This is a genomic window from Paraburkholderia sp. 32, from assembly GCF_050435345.1.
Lineage (GTDB): Bacteria > Pseudomonadota > Gammaproteobacteria > Burkholderiales > Burkholderiaceae > Paraburkholderia > Paraburkholderia tuberum.
In genome coordinates this window covers 2,560,960-2,584,687 of the sequence record NZ_JBNDKD010000003.1, presented here as the reverse complement: position 1 = coordinate 2,584,687, position 23,728 = coordinate 2,560,960, and the positions used below count along the sequence as shown (strand labels likewise).

General features: G+C 64.9%; 20 protein-coding genes and 3 pseudogenes. 17 read left to right on the top strand and 6 right to left on the bottom strand.

The features are described 5' to 3' along the window. Nucleotides 1–386 precede the first annotated feature (386 nt). On the bottom strand, nt 387–1,490 hold the full coding sequence (locus OKW26_RS34795; RefSeq protein WP_429356442.1) for an NAD(P)H-dependent flavin oxidoreductase: 1,104 nt from the start codon (nt 1,488–1,490) through the stop codon (nt 387–389). Between OKW26_RS34795 and OKW26_RS34790 the strand changes: the two genes are divergently transcribed. From OKW26_RS34790 to OKW26_RS34780, 3 genes are all read left to right on the top strand, one after another. Next, complete coding sequence (locus OKW26_RS34790; protein WP_429356441.1) at nt 1,489–1,716, top strand: hypothetical protein; 228 nt, start codon at nt 1,489–1,491, stop codon at nt 1,714–1,716. The two genes, OKW26_RS34795 and OKW26_RS34790, sit on opposite strands and share 2 nt — an antisense overlap. Nucleotides 1,717–1,811: 95 nt before the next feature. Then, nucleotides 1,812–2,510, top strand: coding sequence for a dienelactone hydrolase family protein (locus OKW26_RS34785; protein ID WP_429356440.1), 699 nt, complete (start codon nt 1,812–1,814; stop codon nt 2,508–2,510). Nucleotides 2,511–2,751: 241 nt separating this feature from the next. Next, entirely contained in the window at nt 2,752–4,299 is a 1,548-nt protein-coding gene (locus tag OKW26_RS34780) for an amidase (protein ID WP_429356439.1), read from the top strand. Nucleotides 4,300–4,364: 65 nt separating this feature from the next. Here the strand turns inward: OKW26_RS34780 and OKW26_RS34775 are convergent, their stop codons facing one another. After that, a complete protein-coding gene (locus OKW26_RS34775; protein WP_184060839.1) occupies nt 4,365–4,676 on the bottom strand; it encodes a high-potential iron-sulfur protein in 312 nt (103 codons plus the stop codon). A gap of 144 nt (nt 4,677–4,820) precedes the next feature. On the opposite strand from OKW26_RS34775, the gene OKW26_RS34770 reads away from it, so the two are divergent. Next, nucleotides 4,821–5,624: an IS5 family transposase gene (locus tag OKW26_RS34770; protein WP_143037180.1), complete on the top strand. Its 804-nt coding sequence runs from the start codon at nt 4,821–4,823 to the stop codon at nt 5,622–5,624. A gap of 43 nt (nt 5,625–5,667) precedes the next feature. Here OKW26_RS34770 and OKW26_RS34765 read toward each other — a convergent pair whose 3' ends face one another. Both OKW26_RS34765 and OKW26_RS34760 read right to left on the bottom strand, forming a co-directional pair. Further along, nucleotides 5,668–6,774 (bottom strand): NAD(P)/FAD-dependent oxidoreductase, encoded by a 1,107-nt coding sequence (locus OKW26_RS34765; RefSeq protein ID WP_429356438.1) that lies wholly within the window; start codon nt 6,772–6,774, stop codon nt 5,668–5,670. Between the two features lie 356 nt (nt 6,775–7,130). Further along, entirely contained in the window at nt 7,131–8,108 is a 978-nt protein-coding gene (locus OKW26_RS34760; protein WP_184060843.1) for an AAA family ATPase, read from the bottom strand. 270 nt (nt 8,109–8,378) lie between these two features. Here OKW26_RS34760 and OKW26_RS34755 point away from each other — a divergent pair, with 270 nt between their 5' ends. Further along, entirely contained in the window at nt 8,379–8,939 is a 561-nt protein-coding gene (locus OKW26_RS34755) for a hypothetical protein (protein ID WP_090802651.1), read from the top strand. A 54-nt stretch (nt 8,940–8,993) separates the two neighbouring features. Continuing rightward, complete coding sequence (locus OKW26_RS34750) at nt 8,994–9,791, top strand: endonuclease/exonuclease/phosphatase family protein (RefSeq protein ID WP_184060845.1); 798 nt, start codon at nt 8,994–8,996, stop codon at nt 9,789–9,791. Between the two features lie 46 nt (nt 9,792–9,837). Here OKW26_RS34750 and OKW26_RS34745 read toward each other — a convergent pair whose 3' ends face one another. After that, the gene (locus OKW26_RS34745; RefSeq protein ID WP_429356437.1) at nt 9,838–10,842 is read right to left on the bottom strand and encodes an aldose 1-epimerase; all 1,005 of its coding nucleotides are present in this window, start codon (nt 10,840–10,842) and stop codon (nt 9,838–9,840) included. 341 nt (nt 10,843–11,183) lie between these two features. Here OKW26_RS34745 and OKW26_RS34740 point away from each other — a divergent pair, with 341 nt between their 5' ends. From OKW26_RS34740 to OKW26_RS34730, 3 genes and pseudogenes are all read left to right on the top strand, one after another. Then, entirely contained in the window at nt 11,184–12,236 is a 1,053-nt protein-coding gene (locus OKW26_RS34740; protein WP_429357155.1) for a LacI family DNA-binding transcriptional regulator, read from the top strand. Between the two features lie 185 nt (nt 12,237–12,421). Beyond that, nucleotides 12,422–12,691 (top strand): annotated as a pseudogene (locus tag OKW26_RS34735) (sugar ABC transporter ATP-binding protein); the annotation flags it as partial. A 96-nt stretch (nt 12,692–12,787) separates the two neighbouring features. After that, nucleotides 12,788–12,997, top strand: a pseudogene (locus OKW26_RS34730) (ABC transporter permease); the annotation flags it as partial. 201 nt (nt 12,998–13,198) lie between these two features. Here the strand turns inward: OKW26_RS34730 and OKW26_RS34725 are convergent. Continuing rightward, nucleotides 13,199–13,396 (bottom strand): annotated as a pseudogene (locus OKW26_RS34725) (hypothetical protein); the annotation flags it as partial. A 694-nt stretch (nt 13,397–14,090) separates the two neighbouring features. On the opposite strand from OKW26_RS34725, the gene OKW26_RS34720 reads away from it, so the two are divergent. The 8 genes from OKW26_RS34720 to OKW26_RS34685 all read left to right on the top strand — a co-directional run bounded on the left by OKW26_RS34720 (nt 14,091) and on the right by OKW26_RS34685 (nt 23,718). Then, nucleotides 14,091–14,861 (top strand): ferredoxin--NADP reductase, encoded by a 771-nt coding sequence (locus OKW26_RS34720; RefSeq protein WP_018419136.1) that lies wholly within the window; start codon nt 14,091–14,093, stop codon nt 14,859–14,861. Nucleotides 14,862–15,266: 405 nt separating this feature from the next. Then, on the top strand, nt 15,267–16,154 hold the full coding sequence (locus OKW26_RS34715) for a sensor histidine kinase (RefSeq protein ID WP_429356436.1): 888 nt from the start codon (nt 15,267–15,269) through the stop codon (nt 16,152–16,154). A gap of 10 nt (nt 16,155–16,164) precedes the next feature. Beyond that, nucleotides 16,165–16,821: a response regulator transcription factor RqpR gene (gene rqpR / locus OKW26_RS34710; protein ID WP_090802643.1), complete on the top strand. Its 657-nt coding sequence runs from the start codon at nt 16,165–16,167 to the stop codon at nt 16,819–16,821. Nucleotides 16,822–17,121: 300 nt separating this feature from the next. After that, nucleotides 17,122–18,513 (top strand): amino acid permease, encoded by a 1,392-nt coding sequence (locus OKW26_RS34705; RefSeq protein ID WP_429356435.1) that lies wholly within the window; start codon nt 17,122–17,124, stop codon nt 18,511–18,513. 415 nt (nt 18,514–18,928) lie between these two features. After that, nucleotides 18,929–19,450 carry a (2Fe-2S)-binding protein gene (locus OKW26_RS34700; protein ID WP_184025999.1) on the top strand — a complete coding sequence of 174 codons (522 nt, stop codon included), beginning with the start codon at nt 18,929–18,931 and terminating at the stop codon, nt 19,448–19,450. A 10-nt stretch (nt 19,451–19,460) separates the two neighbouring features. Next, a complete protein-coding gene (locus OKW26_RS34695) occupies nt 19,461–21,842 on the top strand; it encodes a xanthine dehydrogenase family protein molybdopterin-binding subunit (RefSeq protein WP_429356434.1) in 2,382 nt (793 codons plus the stop codon). 28 nt (nt 21,843–21,870) lie between these two features. Beyond that, complete coding sequence (locus OKW26_RS34690) at nt 21,871–22,668, top strand: FAD binding domain-containing protein (RefSeq protein ID WP_429347269.1); 798 nt, start codon at nt 21,871–21,873, stop codon at nt 22,666–22,668. A gap of 168 nt (nt 22,669–22,836) precedes the next feature. Continuing rightward, nucleotides 22,837–23,718: an AAA family ATPase gene (locus OKW26_RS34685; RefSeq protein ID WP_090802637.1), complete on the top strand. Its 882-nt coding sequence runs from the start codon at nt 22,837–22,839 to the stop codon at nt 23,716–23,718. Nucleotides 23,719–23,728 lie beyond the last annotated feature (10 nt).

Here is a 23,728-nt window from a genome sequence, read left to right as displayed (position 1 = left end):
CTCAGTCCCGTGGACGACCACGCCGGTTGCATCGTTCATGCACTTGGCCAGTACGTTTACCGGACTGTTTGTGACAGTTGGCAAACCGTACTTGCGCGCAAGTGTAGGCCATCAAATTAATTTGGGGGAATTTTTTGAGAAAGTGGGAACAACACTAATAGCGCAGTTCCCGGGCGAACCGCTCGTGGCTTGGGCGAGCGGACCGGAAAGCCCCAGCCCATGCGGGTTTCCGCTAATTAGGAAGTTTCTCCGCGGGCGCGGATTTAGCCATTTTCCGGCTTCTGTCACATATGATTCGAAGGGTTTTTCAACTCAAAAATGTGGCGTGCCGCACAGGATTGTGAGTGCGGTAAAAAACTTGAATCAGCCTTAAATCGGCCATGCAATCAACGCAAGAACGCGGCGATTCGCACGGAGGCCGCCTGCCATTCCTGCTCGAGCTGCGCCATCAGTTCGATCGCGCCGATTGCTTCGGCGCGCGTGTGGCCAAGCGGCGCACCCTGCCCCGCCCACAACGACAGGTAGTCGCCGTTCTGCGCACGCGCCGCGTTTTGCCGCAGCTCCTGCGTCAACGCGTTTTGCACCGGATACGGCGCGATGCTGTCCGCCGATTCGCGCAAACGTTGTATCAACGGATTGCGGATGCCGCGCGCGTGGCGGCCCGTGATCGCGCGCGTCACCGTGGTCGAGGTATCTGACATGCCGCGCACGCGGGTTTTCCATACCTCGGGGATCGCGCTCTCGCGGGTGGTCAGAAACGCGGTGCCCATCACCGCGGCTTGCGCACCGAGCGCGAGTGCCGCGACGATGCCGCGACCGTCCATGATGCCGCCGGCCGCGAGCACCGGCAGCCCGGTCGCGTCGACCAGTTGCGGCACGAGCGCCATCGTGCCGACCAGCGCATCTTCGAATGCGCCGATGAACGTGCCGCGATGCGCGCCCGCCTCCGCGCCTTGCGCGGCGACGGCATCGGCGCCCGCATCGCGCCAAGCGATGCCTTCTTCAACATGCGTCGCAGTCCCAACTACATAGCTGCCGCTCGCGTGCAAACGCTCGACGTCGTCCGCTGCTAGCAGTCCGAACGTAAAGCCGGCGACCGGCACCCGCAATTCGATCAGCGTTTCCAGTTGCGCGCGAAAGTCAGGCGCATAGCGTGCGAGCGGCTGTCCCGGCGGCAAGCCGAGATCGGCTCGCAGCGGATCGATTGCGTCGAGCGCGCGGCACACGGTGGCTTCATCGGGCGAGACCGGATCGAGCACGAACAGATTCACGCCGAACGGGCGATCGGTCAGCGCGCGAATCGCCGCGACCTCGCTCGCGATCTTCTCGGGTGCGAGCGCCGCCCCCGCGAGAAAACCAAGTCCGCCCGCATTGGATACCGCCGCGACGAGCGCCGGCGTCGTCGCGCCGCCGGCCATCGGCGCCTGCACGACGGGTACCCGCATCTGGAAGTGCTCGGCGAACGGCGTCACGAAACTGCCTTCATTCATGTTCGTTTCCTTCCGGCGCAAAGCCGTCGATGTGCTGATTCATGCGCTCGCCAACATGTTCGCGAGATGCGCTGACACGCGCGAGCCATCACGCGCTGACTTTACCGACACGCGGCATCGCGGAGAAATGAATTATCGAGATCGTTTCAATCGCCTGACGAGAATCGAAGCACTTCGCATCACCCGCGAGGCCCCGTCCCGCCTCCCTGCAAGGCGATTCTTTTGATGGCAAACTAACCGCCCGTTGCAGGGCCTCGTGGCCTTGAGCGTTTCGTACACACCGACCTCGCGCGGCGGTCGCGCGAGTCAATGGAGAACAGCATGAGCACGACTTCCCGATGGATCGACATCCCCGCCGGCAACGACAGTTTCGGCGGCTACCTCGCGCTGCCGAAGGGCGGCAAGGGACCGGCCGTCATCATCATTCAGGAAATCTTCGGGGTGAACGGCCATATCCGCTCGGTCGCGGATCAGTACGCGCAGGACGGCTATGTCGCGCTCGCCCCGGACGTGTTCTGGCGCGTGCAGCCGCGCGTCGAATTGACGTATGACGGCAAGGATCGCGAAAAGGGCATCGAGCTGATGCAGAAAACCAACGTCGACGACGCGGTCGCCGACCTCGGCGCCGCCGCGGCCGCCTTGCGCGCGCTGCCGGAAGTGACCGGGAAGATCGCGGCGATCGGCTACTGCTTCGGCGGCCGTCTCGCCTATCTGGCCGCGGCGGCCGGTTCGGTCGACGCCGCTGTCGCCTACTACGGCGGCGGCATCCATAACCATCTCGACAAGGCCGCGAACATCAAGGTGCCGATGCAGTTCCACTACGGCGAGCTCGACGCGCATATTCTGCCGTCGGACATCGGCCAGATTCAGGAGCGCTTCGCGGGTCGCGCCGACGTGCAATTCAACATCTACCCGAACGCCGATCACGGTTTCAACTGCTCGGAGCGTGCGTCGTACAACCAGCACGCGTCGGCATTGGCGCATGGCCGCACGCTGACGTTCCTCGGCGAGCGGATGTAATCCGCGATTCCGGCATTCAGTCGAACCGCCGCGTTGCGCATGTGATCGCACGCTCGCGCATTTGAAGTGCGCACTCGAATTCACATGAGTCACGTCGGCGCTCAACTCGGGTACTCTGTGCAAGACGGCGTGTCGGCCGACACGCCGTCTTTTCACATGTGCGGCGCCCGAGCGGGGCAACGCGATGCCGAGCGAAACGCCCCAGTCGCGCGTGCATGGCCGGCCACGAATTCGACGCAGCATGCCAACCGACCGCGAGGGCTCAACCGACGTGCAATCAGACTATCTCGCTCATGACGCCATCGGCCTCGCCGAACTCGTGCGCACGCGCCAGGTCAGCGCGCGCGAATTGATCGACGTCGCGATCTCGCGCACCGAGGCCGTCAATCCCGCGATCAACGCGGTCGTTCTGAAGGACTACGATGCGGCCCGCCAACGTGCGTCGCGCGAAGACGCGAATCGCGCGAATACCGTCGACGGCGCGAACGGAACGGACAACTCCGCCGCGCTCGCCGGCGTGCCGTTCCTGATCAAGGATCTCGGCGCGCCCGTTGCGGGACTGCCCATGGCAATGGGCAGCCGACACTACCGGCACTTCATTCCGACTCAGGATGCGCCGGTCGTCGCGCTCGCGAAAGCGGCGGGTTTGAATATCTTCGCGAAGACCAGCACGTCCGAGCTCGGCCAGATGCCTTATACGGAGCCCGAACTATTTGGCGCGTGCCGTAATCCGTGGAATATCGATCACACGCCGGGCGGTTCGAGCGGCGGCGCGGCGGCGGCGGTCGCTGCCGGCATCGTACCGCTCGCGCATGCGTCGGACGGCGGCGGCTCGATCCGGATTCCGGCGTCGTGCTGCGGACTGTTCGGCCTGAAACCCTCGCGCGGTCGCGTGCCGCGCGCGGCGCAGGCCAGCGCCGGCGAACTCGGCATCGATCACGCCGTGTCGCGCAGCGTGCGCGACAGCGCGTTGCTGCTCGATCTGCTGGCCGGCAACGCCGAGCGGCCGAGCGGCGCGCCCGGCACCTTTCTCGGCGCGACGCGCGAGCCGTGCAAGCCGCTGACGATCGCCTACGTGACCGAGCCGATGCTCGCGCCGTCGTTATCGGCCGATGCGCGCGCCGCGCTCGACGACGCCGCGCAACTCGCGAGCTCACTCGGCCATCGTCTGGAGCCGGTGTCGCTCGGCGTCGATTTCGCGGCGGTCCGTCATGCGTTCCTGACACTGTGGTCGGTGACCGCCGAGGACCTCGTGCTGAACGCGGAGCGCATCACCGGCCACAAGCCAACGCGCGGCGAGTTCGAAATTTCGACATGGGCGATGGCGCACGTCGGCCGCAAGCTCGGCGAGCAGGGCTTGCCGGCCGCGCTCGACGAACAGCGCCGCATCACTGCGCGTCTGACCGACCTGCTGAACCGCTACGACGTGCTGTTGTGCGCGACGCTCGCGTCCGCGCCGATCAAGATCGGCGAGATGCGACCAAGCTCGGTCGAGCGCATGCAGATGCGCGCGGTCACTACGATACCGCTAGAACGATTGATGAAGAAACTGCTGTTCGAAGCGTCGAACAAGGCGTTCGCGTGGGCCGGATGCACGGAGCTGTTCAACCTGAGCGGCCAGCCGGCGATGTCGGTGCCTTTGTACTGGAATGCGCGCGGGCTGCCGATCGGCGTGCAGTTCGCGGCGCGTACCGGCGGCGAGGCGACTCTGTTCAGACTCGCCGCGCAACTCGAGGCGGCACGGCCGTGGTTCGACAGGCGGCCACCATTGATGAATGCGCGCCGCTAATAGTCCAGCGGCCCGCTGCAATGAAGCTTTGAAAAACCGGCCCGGCTTGCGCCGCGCAGGCTTGATCAGGCCTTCTTGTTATAGGCGCTGCACCATCCCGTGGCCGCGACCTGCTTGCCCGCGAACATCGGGCAGAGGCCGTAGGCATCGCCCGCCTTGCCCTGGAAGAAGCTGCAGTTGCTGCATTGCTCGCCAGGCGTGTATTTGGCGAATTTCGCCTTGTCGACCTTGCTCGCGTCCGCCTTGTAGCCAAGCGCCTGCGCGGTCGGATCGGTTTCGGAGACTTTCGGCGCGTCGGCGAACGCCTGGCGCGACAGCGCGAACGTCGATGCCACACCGATGCTGGCGATCAAAAACGTACGACGGGAAGAACTCATGGGGACTCACTCCATTTATATGGGAATCAACGCCGTTCTGATGACAGCGTTCGCCAAGCATAGCAACGTAGCCGTCGCCCGTGATATTCCAAATGCTAGAGCGTGTTAGGCACTTTCTGTCAGACCTGGTAACCTGGCGGGATGATAGAACGCAAGCCATACCCGACAGATGTTTCGGACGAGGAATGGAGCTTCGCCGCTCCGTATCTGACCTTGATGAACGAAGATGCACCGCAGCGCCGATACGAACTGCGCGAAATGTTCAACGCGCTTCGCTGGATGGCGCGCGCGGGTGCATCGTGGCGCATGCTGCCGACCAACTTTCCGCCGTGGGAAATGGTCTACCAGCAAACGCAGCGCTGGCTGAACGCGGGTTGTTTCGAGGCGATGGTCAACGATTTGCGCTCGGTGCTGCGCGTGGCGCAACAGCGTCAGGGCCAGCCCAGTGCGGTCATTCTGGATGGACGCACATTGCAGTCCACGTGTGAAAGCGGGCCGCGTGCGGGCTACGACGGTTACAAGCGCAAGCGGGGCAGCAAGGTTCACATGGCTGTCGACACGCTGGGGATGCTGCTCGCGGTGCACATTACGCCGGCCAACGAGCAGGAGCGCGCGCAGGTGGCCGAGCTTGCGCGTCAGGTTCAGCACGTCACCGGTCAGACGGTGAAACTTGCGTTTGCTGACCAGGGCTATACGGGCGACACTGCTGCACAGGCCGCACGTGATGAAGGCATTGAACTGCAGGTCATCAAGCTGCCTGAGGCGAAGAAGGGCTTCGTGCTGCTGCCCCGCCGCTGGGTGGTCGAGCGCAGTTTCGGCTGGCTCAACCGCTTCCGGCGGTTGGCACGCGACTACGAGCGCCTGCCCGAAACCCTGGCAGGCCTGCACTTCGTCGTCTTCGCCATGCTTATGCTCGTTCATGCTGCACCGATTATGAAAAGTGCCTAACACGCTCTAAAGATAAGCGGATCGGTACGGTCCAAACGCAGCCTCAAGGCCGCCCGCTCAGCTCGCAGACCCGCTGCGCAATCGCAAGCGATGCCGTCAACCCCGGCGACTCGATGCCGAACAGATTGACGAGCCCGCGCACGCCATGCGCGGCCGGCCCCTGGATCATGAAGTCCGCGGCGGGCTCGCCCGGGCCGGACAACTTCGGACGAATACCGGCGTACGCCGGCTGCAACGCGCCATCGGGCAAGGCCGGCCAGTACGCGCGAATCGCCGCATAAAACGACTCCGCGCGACGCGGATCGACGTCGTAATTGATCGCATCGACCCATTCGACGTCGGGGCCGAAGCGCACCTGGCCGCCCAGGTCGAGCGTCAGATGCACGCCGAGGCCGGCTTCGTTCGGCATCGGATAGATCAGGCGGCTGAACGGCGCGCGCCCCGAAATGCTGAAGTAATTGCCGCGCGCCAGGTAGAGCGGCGGCACGTGGCGCGAGTCGAGTCCGCGAATCTTGCGCGCGAGTGCGTTCGCATGCAGACCCGCGCTGTTGATCACGCAGGCAGCGCTGATCGTGGTGGGCGCCGCACCGCCGACCGCGATGGTGAAACGGCCGTTGTGAGCCTCGATCGCCTCGACCGGCGCATGGAACGCGTACACGGCGCCGTCGCGCTCGGCATCGCCTTGCAGCGCGAGCATGTACTGATGACTATCGACGATCCCCGTTTGCGGCGAAAACACCGCCTCCACGCATTCGAGCGCCGGTTCGAGCGCCTGCGCCTGATCGCCGGTGACGCGCATCAGGTCGAGCACGCCGTTGTCGCGCCCTTTGGCCATGATGCTTTCGAGCTGCGGAATCTGGTTGCGCGACGTGGCGACGAGCAGCTTGCCGCAGCGCGAATGCGGCACGTTGCGCTCGGCGCAATAGTCATACAGCATTTCGCGGCCGCGCACGCACAGCGTGGCCTTCAGCGATCCGCGCGGATAGTAGATGCCCGCGTGAATCACTTCGCTGTTGCGTGAACTCGTGCCCACGCCGATGGCGTCGGCGGCCTCCAGCACGATCACCTCGCGCCCGCGCGCCGCCAGCGCGCGCGCCGTCGCGAGGCCGATCACGCCGGCGCCGATCACTACACATTCGATCTGATCCATATCCGTTGACGCGGCGCATTGGGCCGCGCGCTGCCTCGTTCAGCCGATGGAAGGAAGACAAGTACGGCACCTCGCCGCCGCGTTCCGTTTGTTGTCGAACGCATCTGTCCGCTGGTCTGCTTATGTCTTTTTATCACTGCCACGGAAAATTGTACGACTCGGTACAGACAGAAGTGACAAACGTTCGTGCGCGCCGACCACGCGATGGCGGCGCAAGCTGCGCTCGATTCTGCGCTCCACATCGAAAATAGCAATAATTGCCGCGGCATTCACCACGCAGGCTGTCCAAATTTGCCGAGACAGCTCCCCAAATTCCAGAGAAGCCGGGTTTGGGTGCAAAAAACCGACCGAAAACCTCAAAAACCGATCGGTTTTCGCCGGTTTCCGTAATCGAGGCGGATATCGGCGGGCTCGATCTGGTCGCGTCCTGCGATGCGCGCCGCGCCGAAGCCGTTCAGGATCGCGCGGCGCATCTCGCGCGGCGACGCCCGCTTCAGCGCATCGAGCGTCGCTTCGCCAAGCGTCCCCGGAAAGCGCAGGCCCCAGTTGTGCGCGCCGCGGATCTCGTCGTAGATCGACTGCGCGATGCGTCGCGCGCCGGCGTGGTCCGGCGGCGAGATCTCGTAGACGTTCATGCGGTTCAGGATCGGCTCGGGGATCGCGCGTTCGTCGTTGGCGGTCGCGATCCAGATCACGTTGCCCGCGTTGATCGGTATCTCGGCGAACTCGTCGATGAAGCTCTGGGCGGTGTCGTGTTCGAGTAGCGCGTACAACGCGCCGAGCGGATCGTATTGCGAATCGCCGCTCGCCTTGTCGATTTCGTCGACGGCGATCACCGGGTTCGCATAGCTGCCGTTCACGAGTGCATCGAACACCTTGCCCGGCTTCGCGTTCTTCCATTGCGACGACGCGCCCGACAGAATCCAGCCCGCCGTCAGCGAACTCATCGCGACGTATTGGTACGCGGTGCCGAGCAGGCGCGCGAGCTGCTTCGCGAAATGCGTCTTGCCGATGCCGGGCTCGCCGAGCAACAGGATCGGCATCAGTTCGAGCCGGTCCTCGGTTTCGAGGCACAGCGCGACCTGCTTGCGGATGTCGTCGAGCGGTGCGGAAAAATTGGGCAGCGCGCCGATCAGATCGTCGATCGACGGCATCCGGTTCGGCTTCACGCAGAATCGCAGATTGCCGGTCTTCAGCATCTTTTCGTAGGTCGCGCGCAGCGCCTCGTTCGCGCCCTCGCCGAGACCGTTCAGCGCGCTTTCGACCTCGTCGAGGTCATACACCCGGCTGAACGAGGCCACGGCGATTTCCTGTTTGACCATTGCTGTCGTCATCGCTCACCCCGTCTGGCTGATTCTGCAGCGGCGGCGCCTTGTGAGCGCCGGTTCGAGTCCAGTGTAGCGAGGACACAAACGCGTGCAAGCCAGCAGTCATGTGGCTCTGCTGCTAACGATCGCTGGCATCCCATCCTCATCTGGAATGGAGTGTTGCTGAACCGGCCCTCGTCGACCGTGTCAGAAATCGTTGCGGCCATCGGGGGTAAGATGGCTCTCTAATTGCGACGAGGCACCCACGCAAGCGACGCGTAAGCGGAGATCCTTTTTATGTGGAAAACCAGTATCGTGGCCATGCTGCTTGGCGCTTCGTTGCTCGCCCACGCGCAACAACAGCCAGCGCAGCAGGTCGTGCAATGGCAGCTGCAGGTGGTGAAAGATGGCCAGCAGATCGATTCGTTCGACGGCACCACGACCGTCGGCCAGGCGCGCACGGATACGCATCACCAGGTCGTGCAACACGAGGTCGGCTGCAAGGACCAGCCGGCCGGCAGCATCGATCTGTCACGCACGATCACGGTGTCGCCGCTGCGCGTCGATCCCGAGGGCGTGATGTTTTCGATCGACACGCAGGAAACGCTCGAGGACGACAATGCGCGGCGCACCGACATCGGCTGCAAGCTGCCGCCGCAGCCGCGCCAGGTGAGCGCGAGCCACCCGGGTCTCGTGGTGCCGCCGGATCAATGGGCGAGCTGGACGATCGTCGATCACAATCCGAACCTCGTGTACCGCGTGCATGCGAACGTCGTGAGCAACGGTGCGAACGGCAACGGCACGAACGGCGGCATGAGCGGCAATGGCGCCGCGACCGGCAGCAGCAATCCGAACTGACAGGAACCGCGCGCCTTACCGACGCGCTCAAACAGAACACGTGGATAACGCGGCATGCGAAACCCAGAAGAACTGATCCGCGAGAGCCTCGCGCCGAACGATTTCGTCGCGGTGAGCTGGAACCTGCACAAGGGCCGCACACCGCTCGGTTTTCAGGCCTGGCAGGCGATGCAGCGCTGGGTTCAATCGACCCACGCGGACGCGTACTTCCTGCAGGAAGCGATGGCGCGGCGTATGCCGTCGCCGGTATTGGCGAGCAGTTTCGGCACGCCGATGGGCGATCCACTGACCGACGTATGGCACTGTCAGGCAACCGAAATCGCGCGCGCGCTCGAACTCGAAGTCGCGCTCGGCCCGAACGTGTTCAAGCCGTCATGGCGGCACGGCAATGCGATCCTGTCGCCGCATCCGCTCGATCTCGGCGGCCGCTGGGACATCTCCGCGCACCGCTTCGAAAAGCGCGGCCTGCTGGTCGCGCGTGCGACCTTCGGCGGACGACTCGTCACGTTGCTCTGTGCGCATCTCGCGCTGACGCGTCCGGCGCGGTTGCGGCAGATGGACTGGATCGCGCACTGGATCGCGAAGGAAGCCCCCGACGGTCCGCTCGTGCTGGCCGGCGATTTCAACGATTGGCGCAACGATTCGGTGCCGCTCTTTCGCGAGCATGGCTTGCAGGAAGTCGCGACGCTGCTCGGCGAACCGGCGCGCACGTTCCCGGCGTTCTCGCCGGCGCTGTCGCTCGACAAGATGTTCGTGCGCGACATGCAGCCGGTCGAATGGATCCAGCCGACGCAGGAGACCGCGTGGCTGTCCGATCATTTGCCGTATATGGCGAAGTTGCGGCTGGAGTGAGCGCTTCTGCTGGTTGAGCTTTCGCCAACGGAACGCGCGTCCCGCCTCACTCGCGATGCGGCGTCCAGCTCAACGCCGCTTCGATCTCCTCCCCCGGCTGCAATACGCAGCCACCGACGTGTTCTTGTGTACCCACCGCGTTGAAGCAATCGGTCGTATTCGTGACCGGTTCCACGCATAGCTGCGGATCATTGACCGGCGCGAACACGACCAGGTGATCGAACGGCGCGTCGGCACGCATCGTCAGATTGCGGCGCTCGTCGGGCCACGCGATCGTCGCCACGCGCGACCAGTTTGAAAAGTTGTTGTCGAGATCGAACGCATCGGGCGACATGCCCGCGCGCAAGGCGTCGACGGCGGGATGCGGGCCGAGATGCGTCGGCAGCACGTCGGTGTCCGCGTGCCACATCGCCTGCACATCGGCATGGATGCGCGTCGACGCGGTGCGCGGATAGTACGGATGATGGCCCATGCCGAACGGCATCGGCCGGCCGGCGAGATTCCGCGCGGACATCGTGATGTGGAGCGCGCCACCGCGCAACTCGATACGCTGCCGCGCGCGATAGCGAAACGGCCAGTCGCCAGTCACGCTCGCATCCGGTTCGTGCTCGAAGTGCAAGTCCACCGCGCTTTCGCTGCGCGCGCCGACGCGCCACGGATGCCGCCACGCGTTGCCATGCAGCGCGTGGGCGAAACGCGGGTCGTTGCCGGCGAGATCGATCGTCGCGCCGTCGAACGCGAAGCGCGCATCGCGAATCCGGTTGCAGTATGGGAACAGCGGAAAGCTCGCCATGCGCAGCGGATCGCGCGCTTCGAACGCTTCCGGCAGCGCCGGCCGCAGCCAGTGCAACGGACCTTCCGGCGTGACTTCGTAGAACGCCGCGAGTGCGCCGCCAACGTCCGGCGCGAGCACCGCTCGCAACGCACCGGCCGACAACGTGACGAGGCGCGCGGCGATCACGGGATCGTCGAGCCATGAGCGTCGAGTCGCCGATCGAGTCACGTCATGTGCCTCGCGCGGCCGGGCAGGATTCAGGGAAACGTCGCGCATGGTCAGACGAGGCGAAACCGCGAGCGGAAAGCGGCATCAACGTGCATTCATATCTCCTTTGACGTGCCGCGCACCCCCGCGGCCGGCGGACCACCTCAGTCCGCCCCGAGCGAGAATCGCACGACACCGCACCATTAGTCAATATTATTAGTAATAAATTGATTCAAAAATGGCCGGTAACTGACCGTACGCTCCGTTCCCAAATGGCGGGTTAGCGCGCGTTGCCGCGCGCATATTATTAGTGGTACCGTCAGCAGCATGATGCCGCTGGCATTCCCCCGCTTCAGCGCCGCCTCCGCACGGCCCGCACGATGAAAAAATCGACTCAACGCCGTCCCACCATGACCGACATCGCCAAGCTCACCGGCGTGTCGCAATCCACCGTCTCGCTCGTGCTCAACAACGCGGCCGGCGCGAAATTCTCCGATGCGACCCGCAACAAGGTGCTGAAGGCCGCGCACGACCTCGGCTACCGGCTGTCGCTGCGCGCGCCCGTAGCGGCATCGGGCGACGAGCGCAACCTGATCGTCTATCTGGCCGACGAGATCTCGACGAGCCCGCACCCGGTCGTCAACATCGACGGCGCGCGCGACGCCGCGTACGCGAGCGGCAAGATGCTCGCGGTCTACTCGACGCACGGCAACGCCGACATCGAAAAACAGGTACTCGACACGGTCCTCACCAATCCGCACGTGTTCGGTGTGATCTACGCGACCGTCTACACGCGCAAGGTCGCGCCGCCGAGCGCGCTGTCGCAGGTGCCGACCGTGCTGCTGAACTGCTACACCGGCGACAGCACGTTCTCGTCCGTGGTGCCAGCCGAGGTCGCGGGCGGCCATCTGGCGACCGAGTACCTGCTGCAGGCCGGCCACCGGCGCATCGGCTACATCAACGGCGAGCCGTGGCAGGACGCCGCGAAAGACCGCCTGAAGGGCTACCGCACCGCGCTCGCGACCGCCGATCTGCCTTTCGCGGCCGAACTCGTGCGCGACGGCGACTGGAGCCCCGGCCTCGGCTTCGAGCTGACGCTGTCGCTGATGCGCGAGGCCAATCCGCCCACCGCGATCTTCTGCGCCAACGACCTGACCGCGATCGGCGCGATCGAGGCGCTCAAGCAGCTCGGCCTGCGCGTGCCCGAGGACGTGTCGGTGCTCGGCTACGACGACCAGGAAATCGCGCGCCACACGCATCCGCCGCTGTCGACGGTGGTGCTGCCCAACTACGAACTCGGCCGCTGGGCCGTCGAAACGCTGCTGCAGGAAGAGCACAACCGCGCAGCCGGCGCGCCGGTGCGCCATCGCACGGTCAAGCTCGACGGACCGCTGGTGGAACGCACCTCGGTCCGGGTAATTACCGAGGCAAAACCGGCGACAATTAATATTATTAGTGATTGACAGATAATAATTTTGAGTGGAATAATCGGCACGTCAGGTCGGGAAGACAGCGCGGCGGTGGGTCATAGCCAATCGCGCGTTCGCCGGCGAACCAACGTCGGCCCCCCGGCTGGACAGAGGCAATCCCGAGCAGCACGAAAAGCAAATAAACCGTCACCGGTTACTGGAGGAAGACATCGCGGCAAATGGTGGCGCTTGCGCGCGCGGTGTCGTCGGACGCGAAGATGGTGATCATGGACGAATCGACGTCGTCGCGCGACGAGCGCGAAGTCGAACTGCTGTTCACCGTCGTGCGCAAGCTGCGCGACGACGGCCGCGCGGTGATTTTCGTCTCGCACCGGCTCGACGAGCTGTACGCGCTGTGCGATCGCGTGACCGTGATGCGCGACGGCCAGACGGTCGTGCAAAGCACGATGGCCGAGATGGACAAGCTGCAGCTCGTCACGACGATGCTCGATTTCCGCACGCCCAAGCAGGCGCGCGAAGCGGGCATCAGCACGATCTACCGGGAGATCAACCTGGTGCCGTTCCGCGAATCTGAGCGTCGCCGCGGGCGCGAGGGTTCAGTCGCGATGACGATTGCCGGCGTGCTGCTGCTCGGGCTCGTGTTCAATCTGCTGAACTTCGAGAACGGGCTCGGGTTCATCAGTCTGTCCGCGTACTGGCAATCGGTGATTCGCGGCGTGTTCCTGCTACTCGTGATCGTGCTGCAGGCGCGCGTGTTGAAACAGCGCGGAACAAAGCGGGTGCCGGCGGTGTGAGCAAGCGGCACCTGCGAATTGGCGTCATCAATTCCATCGGACAGAATTTCCTTACTTGGCCGAGGCTTGCCGCCACAATCGCCGCCCCCGACCCATCTCTGTGTACCGATAGACTCGCCGCGAAACCGTGTGACCGTGACGCGTCCCCGACGCGTCACGACGTCCCCGATCGTCGTCCCGGTTTCCTTGTTGACTGTCGGTGCGCAACGTCCAGACGGTCGCCGTATTCGTGGCGTCGTCTACCGCGGTGAACTGCAAGTGGCGCTTGCTATCGAGGCCGAGTGCGAGGCCGAACGCGAGGCCGAACGCGGAGCCCGGCGCAGGGTCGACCGACATTTGAGCGACGAATTGTCCGTCGACGGTGAACTCGACGATTTCGCTGGGACGTTTCGGGTCGGGCGCGCGACGCACGCGGCGCGATGCGCGTGCCCGTATCACCAACCCGTCGAAGCCAGTGTATGAACCGGATGCAGATATCGCACGAGAAGCCTCCATTTGACACCTCCTACTCGCATGGGCGGCCGCAGCCGCCAAAACGAGTCGCGCACCCACCGCACTGCCTGGCTTCGCGCGACTCGCGTCCTGCGTAAACGAGGCAACGTCGGGCGTATTCCCCAAAAAATCGCGGCGCGCAAACGATAGTCGAAAGCGAGGCGATCTCGATGGCGCCGGCAGGGTTCCTCCCCACTTGCCAGTTTTATCAGCAGGGTCAATGCTGCAGCGCACGCCGCCTTTCGGTATCATCCTGACAATGTTGCCCTTGCGGCGCGTCGCTTTCGCGCCTGCCGGGCAACCAATGGCAGCCGCCCTTCGCGGCGTTCGCCGAATCGCCGTACCCCGCTGAAGCACGGCCGCACTAACGTACACTCACGCCAACGTACTTCGCGGCGCCAGCAAGCCGGCGCCGCCGCTTCCCGGTTTGGCAACCCGCTTTACCACGCTCGACCGCCGCGCCGCGGCCCCGCCCCGGCGGGCACGGTAAAATGACGGATTGCGCGGGAGTCCCGACCACGGGTCAGCGCAGCATCGCCCCTTGCCGTGCCGGCCGGCTCAGACGACTGGCCGCCTTTGTTTTCGCACTATCCAAGAAGCCATGAGCAACCTGAATTCACAAACCGTCCTGAGCGTCCATCACTGGACCGATACGCTTTTCAGCTTCACCTGCACGCGCGATCCGTCGTTCCGTTTCGAAAACGGCCAGTTCACGATGGTGGGCCTGCAGGTCGAGGGCAAGCCGCTGCTGCGCGCATACAGCCTCGCCAGTGCGAACTACGAAGAACATCTCGAATTCCTCAGCATCAAGGTACAGGACGGCCCGCTCACATCGCGACTGCAGCACCTGAAGGTCGGCGACGAAGTGCTGATCGGCAAGAAGCCGGTCGGCACGCTGGTGGCCGACAACCTGCTGCCGGGCAAGACGCTGTGGCTGTTGTCCACCGGCACGGGCCTCGCGCCGTTCATGTCGATCATCAAGGATCCGGACATTTACGACCGCTACGAGCGCGTGGTCCTCACGCATACCTGCCGTTTCGTCGACGAACTCGCGTACAAGGAATACATCACCGAGCACCTGCCGGCGCATGAACACCTCGGCGAGTTCGTACAGGAAAAGCTGCTGTACTACCCGACCGTCACGCGCGAAGCGTTCCAGAACCGCGGCCGCATCACCGAGCTGATCGAAACCGAAAAGCTGTTCGCCGACCTCGGCGTGCCGGGTTTCTCGCTCGAGGACGACCGCGTCATGCTGTGCGGAAGCCCGCACATGCTGCGCGACACGCGCAAGCTGCTCGAAGACGCGGGCTTCAAGGAAGGCAGCAACAACGAGCCGGGCCATTACGTGGTCGAAAAGGCCTTCGTCGGCTAAGCCGACCGGCATTCTTCTTCGCGGCCCGCGCGCCGCGAATTCCAAAAAAGGAGCCTCCGGGCTCCTTTTTTTGTTGCTCCGTTACAAATTGGAGCGCGTTGCGTCACCTTCGCTGTCAGAATTCCCCTGACAGCACGAGTCCGCGGTAAACATCATGTAATCTCTGAAGACTCTGCGCTAAGCCTTGGTGGGACTGCTTTTTTAATCTTTTTGAGATATCATCGCGCCGCGAGATCAGACGAATTCATGCACCGATTGTCGTCCACCAGAGTTGTTACTGAATGTAAATTTCGTTACGTTGGGCCATCGTGTTTCGTCCGACGCGAAACCTCGTGATTCGCGGGCTTTGATTCCGTCTGCGCGTGCCCGCTTCGCCGTCCACTCCGCCTCCTGAGAGGGAAATTCATGGATACGTCGACTGCCGTCCCGTTCAACGCTGCGCTGGCTTCGTCCGCGCAGCGTGATGGCTTCGACATGCCATCGCTCGCCGCGCGCGAGATCGAGCGGCTGCGCGCGCGGGTACGCGAGCTGTCGGCCGAATTGGTCGACGCGCAGGAAAGCGTGCGCCGTCACGTCGCGCGCGAGCTGCACGACGGCGTCGGCGCCGAGCTGACTGCGACGCGCTTCGCGCTCGCCGGCATCGAAACCTGGCTGCCCGCCGACGCGCCGACGCAATGCGCGGCCGCGCTCGCGGTCGCGAATCGTTCGCTCGACGCCGTGCAAGCGGCAAATCGCGACGCCATCGCGCAACTGCACGCGCCGTCGTTCGAGACAGGCCTCGCCGGCGCGCTGCAGTGCTGGGCCCGCGACTTCTCCATGCGCACCGGCTTGCGCACCACCTTCACCTGCAGCGGCGACGCGCGGCTCGCGCGCCTACCCGCCGATGCCGCGCTCGCCGTGTTCCGCGTAGCGCAGGAAGCGCTGAACAACGTCGCGAAGCACGCGCGCGCGACCTGCGCCGACCTGTGCGTCGAAACCGGTGCGCGTCATCTGAGGCTCCTCGTCAGCGACGATGGCATCGGCCTGCCGCGCGGCGCGCGCGAACGCGGTGGCCAGAAAAAAACCGGCGGTCATTTCGGCCTCGCCGGCATGCAGGCGCGCTGCGCCGCATTCGACGGCACGCTGCGAATCAGCGCGAGGCGCACGAGCGTCGGTCGTGGCGAGGACAGCGGCACTGGCAGCAACGGCGCCATCACCCCGCGCGGCACCCTGATCCAGGCCCGCTTCGCGTGGCACGCGCTGCTCGCGGCCGCCCCAACGCCGCGCGCCGCCCGGCGCGCGCTGCAATCGTGAGCCCGCGACCATGAGCCTGCGCATCCTGATCGTCGAAGATCACGCGGTGGTCCGCCAGGGCGTTCGCCATCTGCTACTCGATCGCGGCGTCGCGCGCGAGGTCGCCGAGGCGCAAAGCGGCTCCGAAGCGCTCGACCTGGTCGTCCACCAGAGCTTCGACGTCGTGCTGCTCGACATTTCGCTGCCCGACATGAATGGCGTCGAGGTGCTCAAGCGTCTGAAGCGCAAGGCGCCGCGCGTCGCGGTGCTGATGTTCTCGATGTACCGCGAGGACCAGTACGCGGTGCGCGCGCTCAAAGCCGGCGCGTCCGGCTATCTGTCGAAGACGGTCGATGCCGCGCAGATGATCGGCGCGATCCAGCAGGTCGCGGCGGGCCGCAAGTACGTGAGCCCCGAGATGGCCGAGGCGCTCGCCGACTACGTGTCGTTCGACGGCGAGCAGTTGCCGCACGAAAAGCTGTCCGATCGGGAGTACCAGACGCTGTGCATGCTCGCGTCAGGCAAACGTCTCACCGATATCGCGGCCGCGCTGTCGCTGTCGGTGAAGACCGTCAGCGTGTACCGCACGCGGCTGCTCGACAAGATGAAGCTGCGCAACAACGCCGAGCTGACCTTTTATGTAATGAGTAACCGCCTGGTCGATCTGAATCCCGCGATGGCGGGCTAGCCCAGCAGGCGCCGCCAGCCGTGCCTGCGGCGTTGCGCCGCAGTCGTCCGATCGTGGCGCCGGCGCAATCGGAGAGATTCCATCCTCATCAATTGACTATTCAGTAAATAGCTTCACCGCCGCCCCGCTTCCGGCACCGCAAGACCTCCTCGAAATCACCTCCTGGCGGGAGTTTCCGCCCATCGCCTTGGCCCAGAAAGCGCCGCGCGCGAACCAGCCCGGCGACACGCATCCGCTAGAATCGCGGGTTTTCCCGACATTCGGCGCGCAACACGCGTGCACCACTGGAGACCCACGCCAATGTCCCTGTTTCGCAAAAAGAGCGTCGAGCACATGCTTGCGGCGAGCGCTCAGACCGCCGGCCTGAAAAAGGCGCTGGGCGCGCTCGACCTGACTTTCCTCGGCGTCGGCGCCATCATCGGCACCGGCATCTTCGTGCTGACCGGCACGGGCGCCTTACAGGCCGGTCCCGCGCTGATGATCTCGTTCCTGATCGCGGCGATCGCCTGCGGCTTCGCCGCGCTCGCCTACGCTGAATTCGCATCGACGATTCCGGTCGCCGGTTCGATCTACACGTACTCGTATGCGACGCTCGGCGAACTGGCCGCGTGGATCATCGGCTGGGACCTGATGCTCGAGTACGGGCTCGCGACCTCGGCGGTGTCGGTCGGCTGGTCCGGCTATCTGCAGTCGTTGCTGTCGGGCTTCGGCGTATCGCTGCCGATGGCGCTGAGCGCAGCCCCCGGCGCCGTGCCCGGACACGAAACGCTGTTCAACCTGCCCGCCTTCCTCGTGATGATGGCGATCACCACGCTGCTGTCGCTCGGCGTGCGCGAATCCGCGCGAATCAACAACATCATGGTTGCGATCAAGGTCGTCGTCGTGCTGCTCGTGATCGGCGTCGGCGTGTTTCACGTCACGCCGGCCAACTGGCACCCGTTCATGCCTCACGGCTGGAGCGGCGTGTTCGGCGCGGCCGCGGTGATGTTCTTCGCGTTCATCGGCTTCGACTCGGTGTCGTCGGCGGCCGAAGAAGTGAAGAATCCGAAGCGCGACCTCCCGATCGGCATCATCGCGTCGCTCGGCGTGTGCGCGGTGCTGTATGTGGCCGTGGCCGCGGTCGTCACCGGCATCGTGCCGTCCGGGAAGTTCATGGGCATTTCGCACCCGGTGTCGTACGCGCTGCAACTCGCGGGGCAGAACTGGGTCGCCGGCTTCATCGACCTCGGCGCCGTGCTCGGCATGCTGACCGTGATTCTCGTGATGGCCTACGGTCAGACGCGGGTGATCTTCGCGATGTCGCGCGACGGCCTGCTGCCCGCGAAGCTGTCGAAAGTGCATCCGCGTTTCGCGACGCCGTTCTTCACGACGTGGCTCGTCGGCATCTTCTTCGGCCTGGTCGGTGCGTTGGTGCCGCTCAATGTGTTGGCTGAGCTGATCAATATCGGCACGCTCGCGGCGTTCTCGATGGTATCGATCGCGGTGCTCGTGCTGCGCAAGACGCACCCAGAGCTGCCGCGCGCGTTCCGTTGCCCTGGCGTGCCGGTCGTGCCGGTGCTCGCGGTCGTATCGTGCCTGTTCCTGATGCTGAACCTGCAAGGCATCACGTGGGGCGCGTTCGTGATCTGGCTGCTGATCGGCATGGTTATCTATTTCGGCTACTCGCGCCGTCATTCGAAACTGGCAAAGTAAAGCGCCGTTCCGATGAAGCCACGCCAATGAGCTGAATGCTCGCGAGCGTGGCCTCGCTTTCCGCTGATCTATCGATGCGCCCCGTCATGCTCCGCAGACGGGGCGCTTGTCTTTGCGGCGTCCCATTCCGTGGCCGCCGTGTTCTCTTCGTGCGCTCGCGCGCGCCGAACACACTTCCCCTCATAGCGCGCCCGCGCGATTTGTGCTTTACTTTTCGGCAGATTTGTAAAACCCGTAGCACCCTCATCGGACTTGGCGAATCGAAGTCAGCACGCAGTCGAAGCAAAGCAGGGGCAATAACAATCACAGGTCCGGTCTCACCCACAGCAACTATCTTGCATGGGATCGTGGTCTGCGCCGAGGCAGGGATCGATACGCCGAAGCGCTCGCTCCGATCAATATAGGAGACAGCTTCATGGCGATCAGCATCAGTCTGACGGTCAATGGCGCGCCCGTGAGCGCCTCAGTCGACCCTGGCACCCTGCTTGTCCAGTTCCTGCGCGATCAACTCCGTCTGACCGGCACCCATGTCGGCTGCGATACGGCGCAATGCGGCGCCTGCACCGTGCATCTGAACGGCCGCGCGATCAAGTCCTGCAACATCCTCGCCGTGCAAGCCGATGGCGCGGAAGTCACGACCATCGAAGGGCTCGCGCACAACGGCGCGCTGCATCCGATGCAGGCCGCGTTCAAACACTGCCACGGTCTGCAATGCGGCTTCTGCACGCCGGGCATGGTGATGAACGCGGTGTCGCTGGTGCAGCGTCAACCCGATCTGACCGGCGACGAGGTGCGCGAGCAGCTCGACGGCAACCTGTGCCGCTGTACGGGCTATCACAACATCGTCAAGGCCGTGCTCGAAGGCGCCGCGGGTATGAAGTCCGCCGCATCGAGCGCATCTGCCGGCGCGAATGCCGCCGGCGCCACCGCCGCCTGAGGAGCCGTCGATGAACGCACCCGATACACAGAGCCTGATTGGCGCCGCCGTCGAACGCAAGGAAGACTATCGCTTCCTGACCGGCAAAGGCCAGTACACCGACGACATCGTGCTGCCGCAGCAAACCTACGCGGTGTTCCTGCGCTCACCGCACGCGCACGCGAAGATCAGAAGCATCGACACGAGCGCGGCCAAACAGTCGCCGGGCGTGATCGCGATCTTCACCGGCGCGGATCTCGCCGCCGACAACGTCGGCGGACTGCCGTGCGGCTGGCTGATCCATAGCACCGACGGCAAGCCGATGAACGAGCCGCCGCATCCGGTGATCGCGCATACGAAAGCACGGCACGTGGGCGATCAGGTCGCGCTCGTGATCGCTGAATCGATCAAGGCGGCGAAAGATGCGGCCGAACTGATCGAAGTCGATTACGAAGAACTGCCGGCCGTCGTCGATACCGCGCATGCGGCCGACCCGGGTCAAGCGGCCGTGCACGACGAAGTGCCCGACAACGTCTGCTATAACTGGGGCCACGGCGACAAGGCCGCGACCGACGCCGCGTTCGCGAAAGCCGCACACGTAACCACGCTCGACATCGTCAACAACCGCCTCGTGCCGAACGCGATCGAACCGCGCGCGGTCAACGCGAACTATTCGGCGCAGGACGAGAGCTACACGCTGTACGTCGCGAATCAGAACCCGCACGTCGAGCGGCTGCTGATGGCCGCGTTCGTGCTGTCGCTGCCGGAATCGAAGCTGCGGGTGATCGCGCCGGACGTCGGCGGCGGCTTCGGCTCGAAGATCTTCCTGTACGCCGAAGACGTCGCGCTCACCTGGGCGTCGAAGAAGATCGGCCGGCCGGTCAAATGGACCGCCGAGCGCTCCGAGGCGTTCCTTTCCGATGCGCACGGCCGCGATCACGTGACCAAAGCCGAGCTTGCGCTGGACGCCAACGGCAAGTTCCTCGCCATGCGCGTGCATACGATCGCCAACATGGGCGCGTATCTGTCGACGTTCGCGTCGAGCGTGCCGACGATCCTGTACGCGACGCTGCTCGCCGGGCAATACGCGACGCCCGCGATCTACGCCGAAGTGAAGGCCGTCTTCACCAACACCGTTCCGGTCGATGCGTATCGCGGCGCGGGCCGGCCGGAAGCGACGTTCGTCGTCGAGCGCCTGGTGGAAGCCGCTGCGCGCGAGATGAAACTCGACCCCGCGGAAATCCGCCGCCGCAATTTCATCACCCAATTCCCGTACGCGACGCCGGTCGGCCTCACCTACGACACCGGCGACTACAACGCGATCCTCGCGCGCGCGCTCACGCTCGCGGACGTCGAGGGCTTCGCCGCACGCCGGCAGGAATCCGAAAAGAACGGCAAGCGCCGCGGCCTCGGCTACTCGTGCTACATCGAGGCATGCGGTCTCGCGCCGTCGAACATCGCGGGCGCGCTCGGCGCGCGCGCGGGCCTGTTCGAAGTCGGCCAGATCCGCGTACATCCGACCGGCTCGGTCACCGTGTTCACGGGCTCGCACAGTCACGGCCAGGGGCATGAAACGACCTTCGCGCAAGTCGTCGCGGATCGCCTCGGCATTCCGCTCGAAAGCGTCGAGATCGTGCACGGCGACACCGGCCGCATCGCGTTCGGCATGGGCACGTATGGTTCGCGTTCGATCGCGGTCGGCGGCTCGGCCATCTCGAAGGCGCTAGACAAGATCGAAGCAAAGGCGAAGAAGATCGCCGCGCATCTGCTCGAAGCGTCGGCTGAGGACATCGAGTTCAGGAACGGTGTGTTCCGCGTCGCGGGCACCGACCGCACCAAGGCGTTCGCGGAGATCTCGCTCGCCGCGTACGTGCCGCACAACTATCCGCTCGACGTGCTCGAACCGGGGCTCGAAGAAAGCGCGTTCTACGATCCGACCAACTTCACGTATCCGTCGGGTGCGTATATCTGCGAGATCGAAGTCGATCCGGACACCGGCGTCTCCCGCATCCAGCAGTTCACCGCGGTCGACGATTTTGGCAACGTGATCAATCCGATGATCGTCGAAGGTCAGGTGCATGGCGGGCTCGGGCAAGGCATCGGCCAGGCGATGCTCGAGCGCTGCGTGTACGACAACGACAGCGGCCAGTTGCTGTCCGGCTCTTACATGGACTACGCGATGCCGCATGCGTCCGACCTGCCCGACTTCACGGTCGAAACGTCGAAGGGCACGCCGTGCACGCACAATCCGCTCGGCGTCAAGGGCTGCGGCGAAGCGGGCGCGATCGGCTCACCGCCGGCCGTGATCAACGCGATCATCGACGCGCTCGCGCCGCTTGGCGTGACCAATCTGCAGATGCCGGCCACGCCGCATCGCGTCTGGTCCGCGATTCAAGCGGCGAAGCAAGCCTGACCCAACGATCCTGAGCGGAGCATTCGACATGTATTCATTCGAGTATCAACGCGCGACGGATCCGCAAGCGGCCGCCGCAGCCCTCACCGCCGACAGCGACGCGAAGTTCCTCGCCGGCGGCCAGAGCCTTCTGCCGACGATGCGCCTGCGTCTCGCGCAGCCGTCGCAACTGATCGACGTGACGCGCATTCCCGCGCTCAGGACGATCACCGTCGACGCCAGCACGGTGACGATCGGCGCAGCCGTCTGTCACGCGGACGTTGCCGAACACGCGGACGTGCGGCGCGTGTTGCCCGCGCTCGCGGAGCTGGCCGCGAATATCGGCGATCGCCAGGTGCGCGCGCTCGGCACGATCGGCGGCTCGCTCGCGAACAACGACCCGGCCGCGTGCTACCCGGCGGCGGCGATGGGCCTCGATGCGACGATCGTCACGGACCGGCGGCGCATCGCTTCGGCCGACTTCTTCGTCGGCATGTACGAGACCGCGCTCGCGCCCGACGAGCTGATCGTCGCCGTCGAGTTTCCGGTGCCCGAGCGTGCCGCATACGAGAAATTCCGCAATCCGGCCTCGCACTTCGCGCTGGTCGGCGTGTTCGTCGCGAAGGTCGCGAGCGGCGTGCGCGTCGCGGTAACGGGGGCGGCGTCATCGGTGTTTCGCGTGGCCGAGCTCGAAAGCGCGCTGTCGACGAACTTCACGCCCGAGGCGGCACGTGCAGTGAGCGTGTCGCCAGACGAGCTGAACGACGACATGCACGCGAGCGCCGCGTATCGCGCGCATCTGATTCCGGTGCTCGCCGCGCGCGCGGTCACGAAGGCAAATGCCTAGCGATCCTCGCCAGGCGCCCCGGCTTGCCGCGCCTTCAACACGGTGCGCGCAAGCCGGCTTCGTTCACTTCGCGAGCCGGCGCGACAGTTCGACGCCGGGCTCGCGGCCATTGCGTTCTTCACTCGCGCCACGCTTTGCCATGGCCTGTCGCGCAGATTCAGGATCACCATGCAGCCGGCTTCGATCGACGACACCCTCGCCCAACTCGCCGCCCAACGCTATTTCGCGAGCCGCGAGCTCGCGACCGCACTGTATCTCGCGCTGCGCATGGAGCGGCCGTTGTTCGTCGAAGGCGAGCCGGGTGTCGGCAAAACCGAGCTCGCGAAAGCCGCGGCGGGCATGCTCGGCACCACGCTGCTGCGGCTGCAATGCTATGAAGGCCTCGACACCGCGAGCGCGCTTTACGAATGGGACTACCCGCGCCAGATCATGGCGCTGCGGCTTGCCGAAGCGAGCGGCGAGCGCCCCGACAACGACACGCTATATCGTGGCGAATTCCTGCTGAAGCGTCCGCTTCTGCAGGCGTTGATGCCCGACGAAAACCATCCCGGCGCGCGGCGCGTGCTGCTGATCGACGAAATCGACCGCGCCGACGAACCGTTCGAGGCATTCCTGCTCGAACTCCTGTCCGACTTCCAGGTATCGATTCCCGAATACGGCACCGTGCGCGCGACGCAGCCGCCGCTCGTCATCATGACGTCGAACCGCACGCGCGAAGTTCACGACGCGTTGAAGCGCCGCTGTCTGTATCAATGGATCGGCTATCCGGACCGCGATCGCGAACTGGAGATCGTCGCCGCGCGCGCGCCGCAAACGTCGGCGCAATTGCAGCGGCGCGCGGTCGACTTCGTGCATCGGCTGCGCGGCATGGATCTGTTCAAGGCGCCCGGCATTGCCGAGACGATCGACTGGTGCCGCGCGCTCGAAGCGCTGTCGGTCACGGAGCTCGATCCGCAATCGGTGCAGAACACGCTCGGCGTGCTGCTCAAGTATCAGGACGATCTCGCGCGTGTGGATGCCGCGCAGATCGCGCAGTGTCTGTCCGGGTGAGGGTGATTGG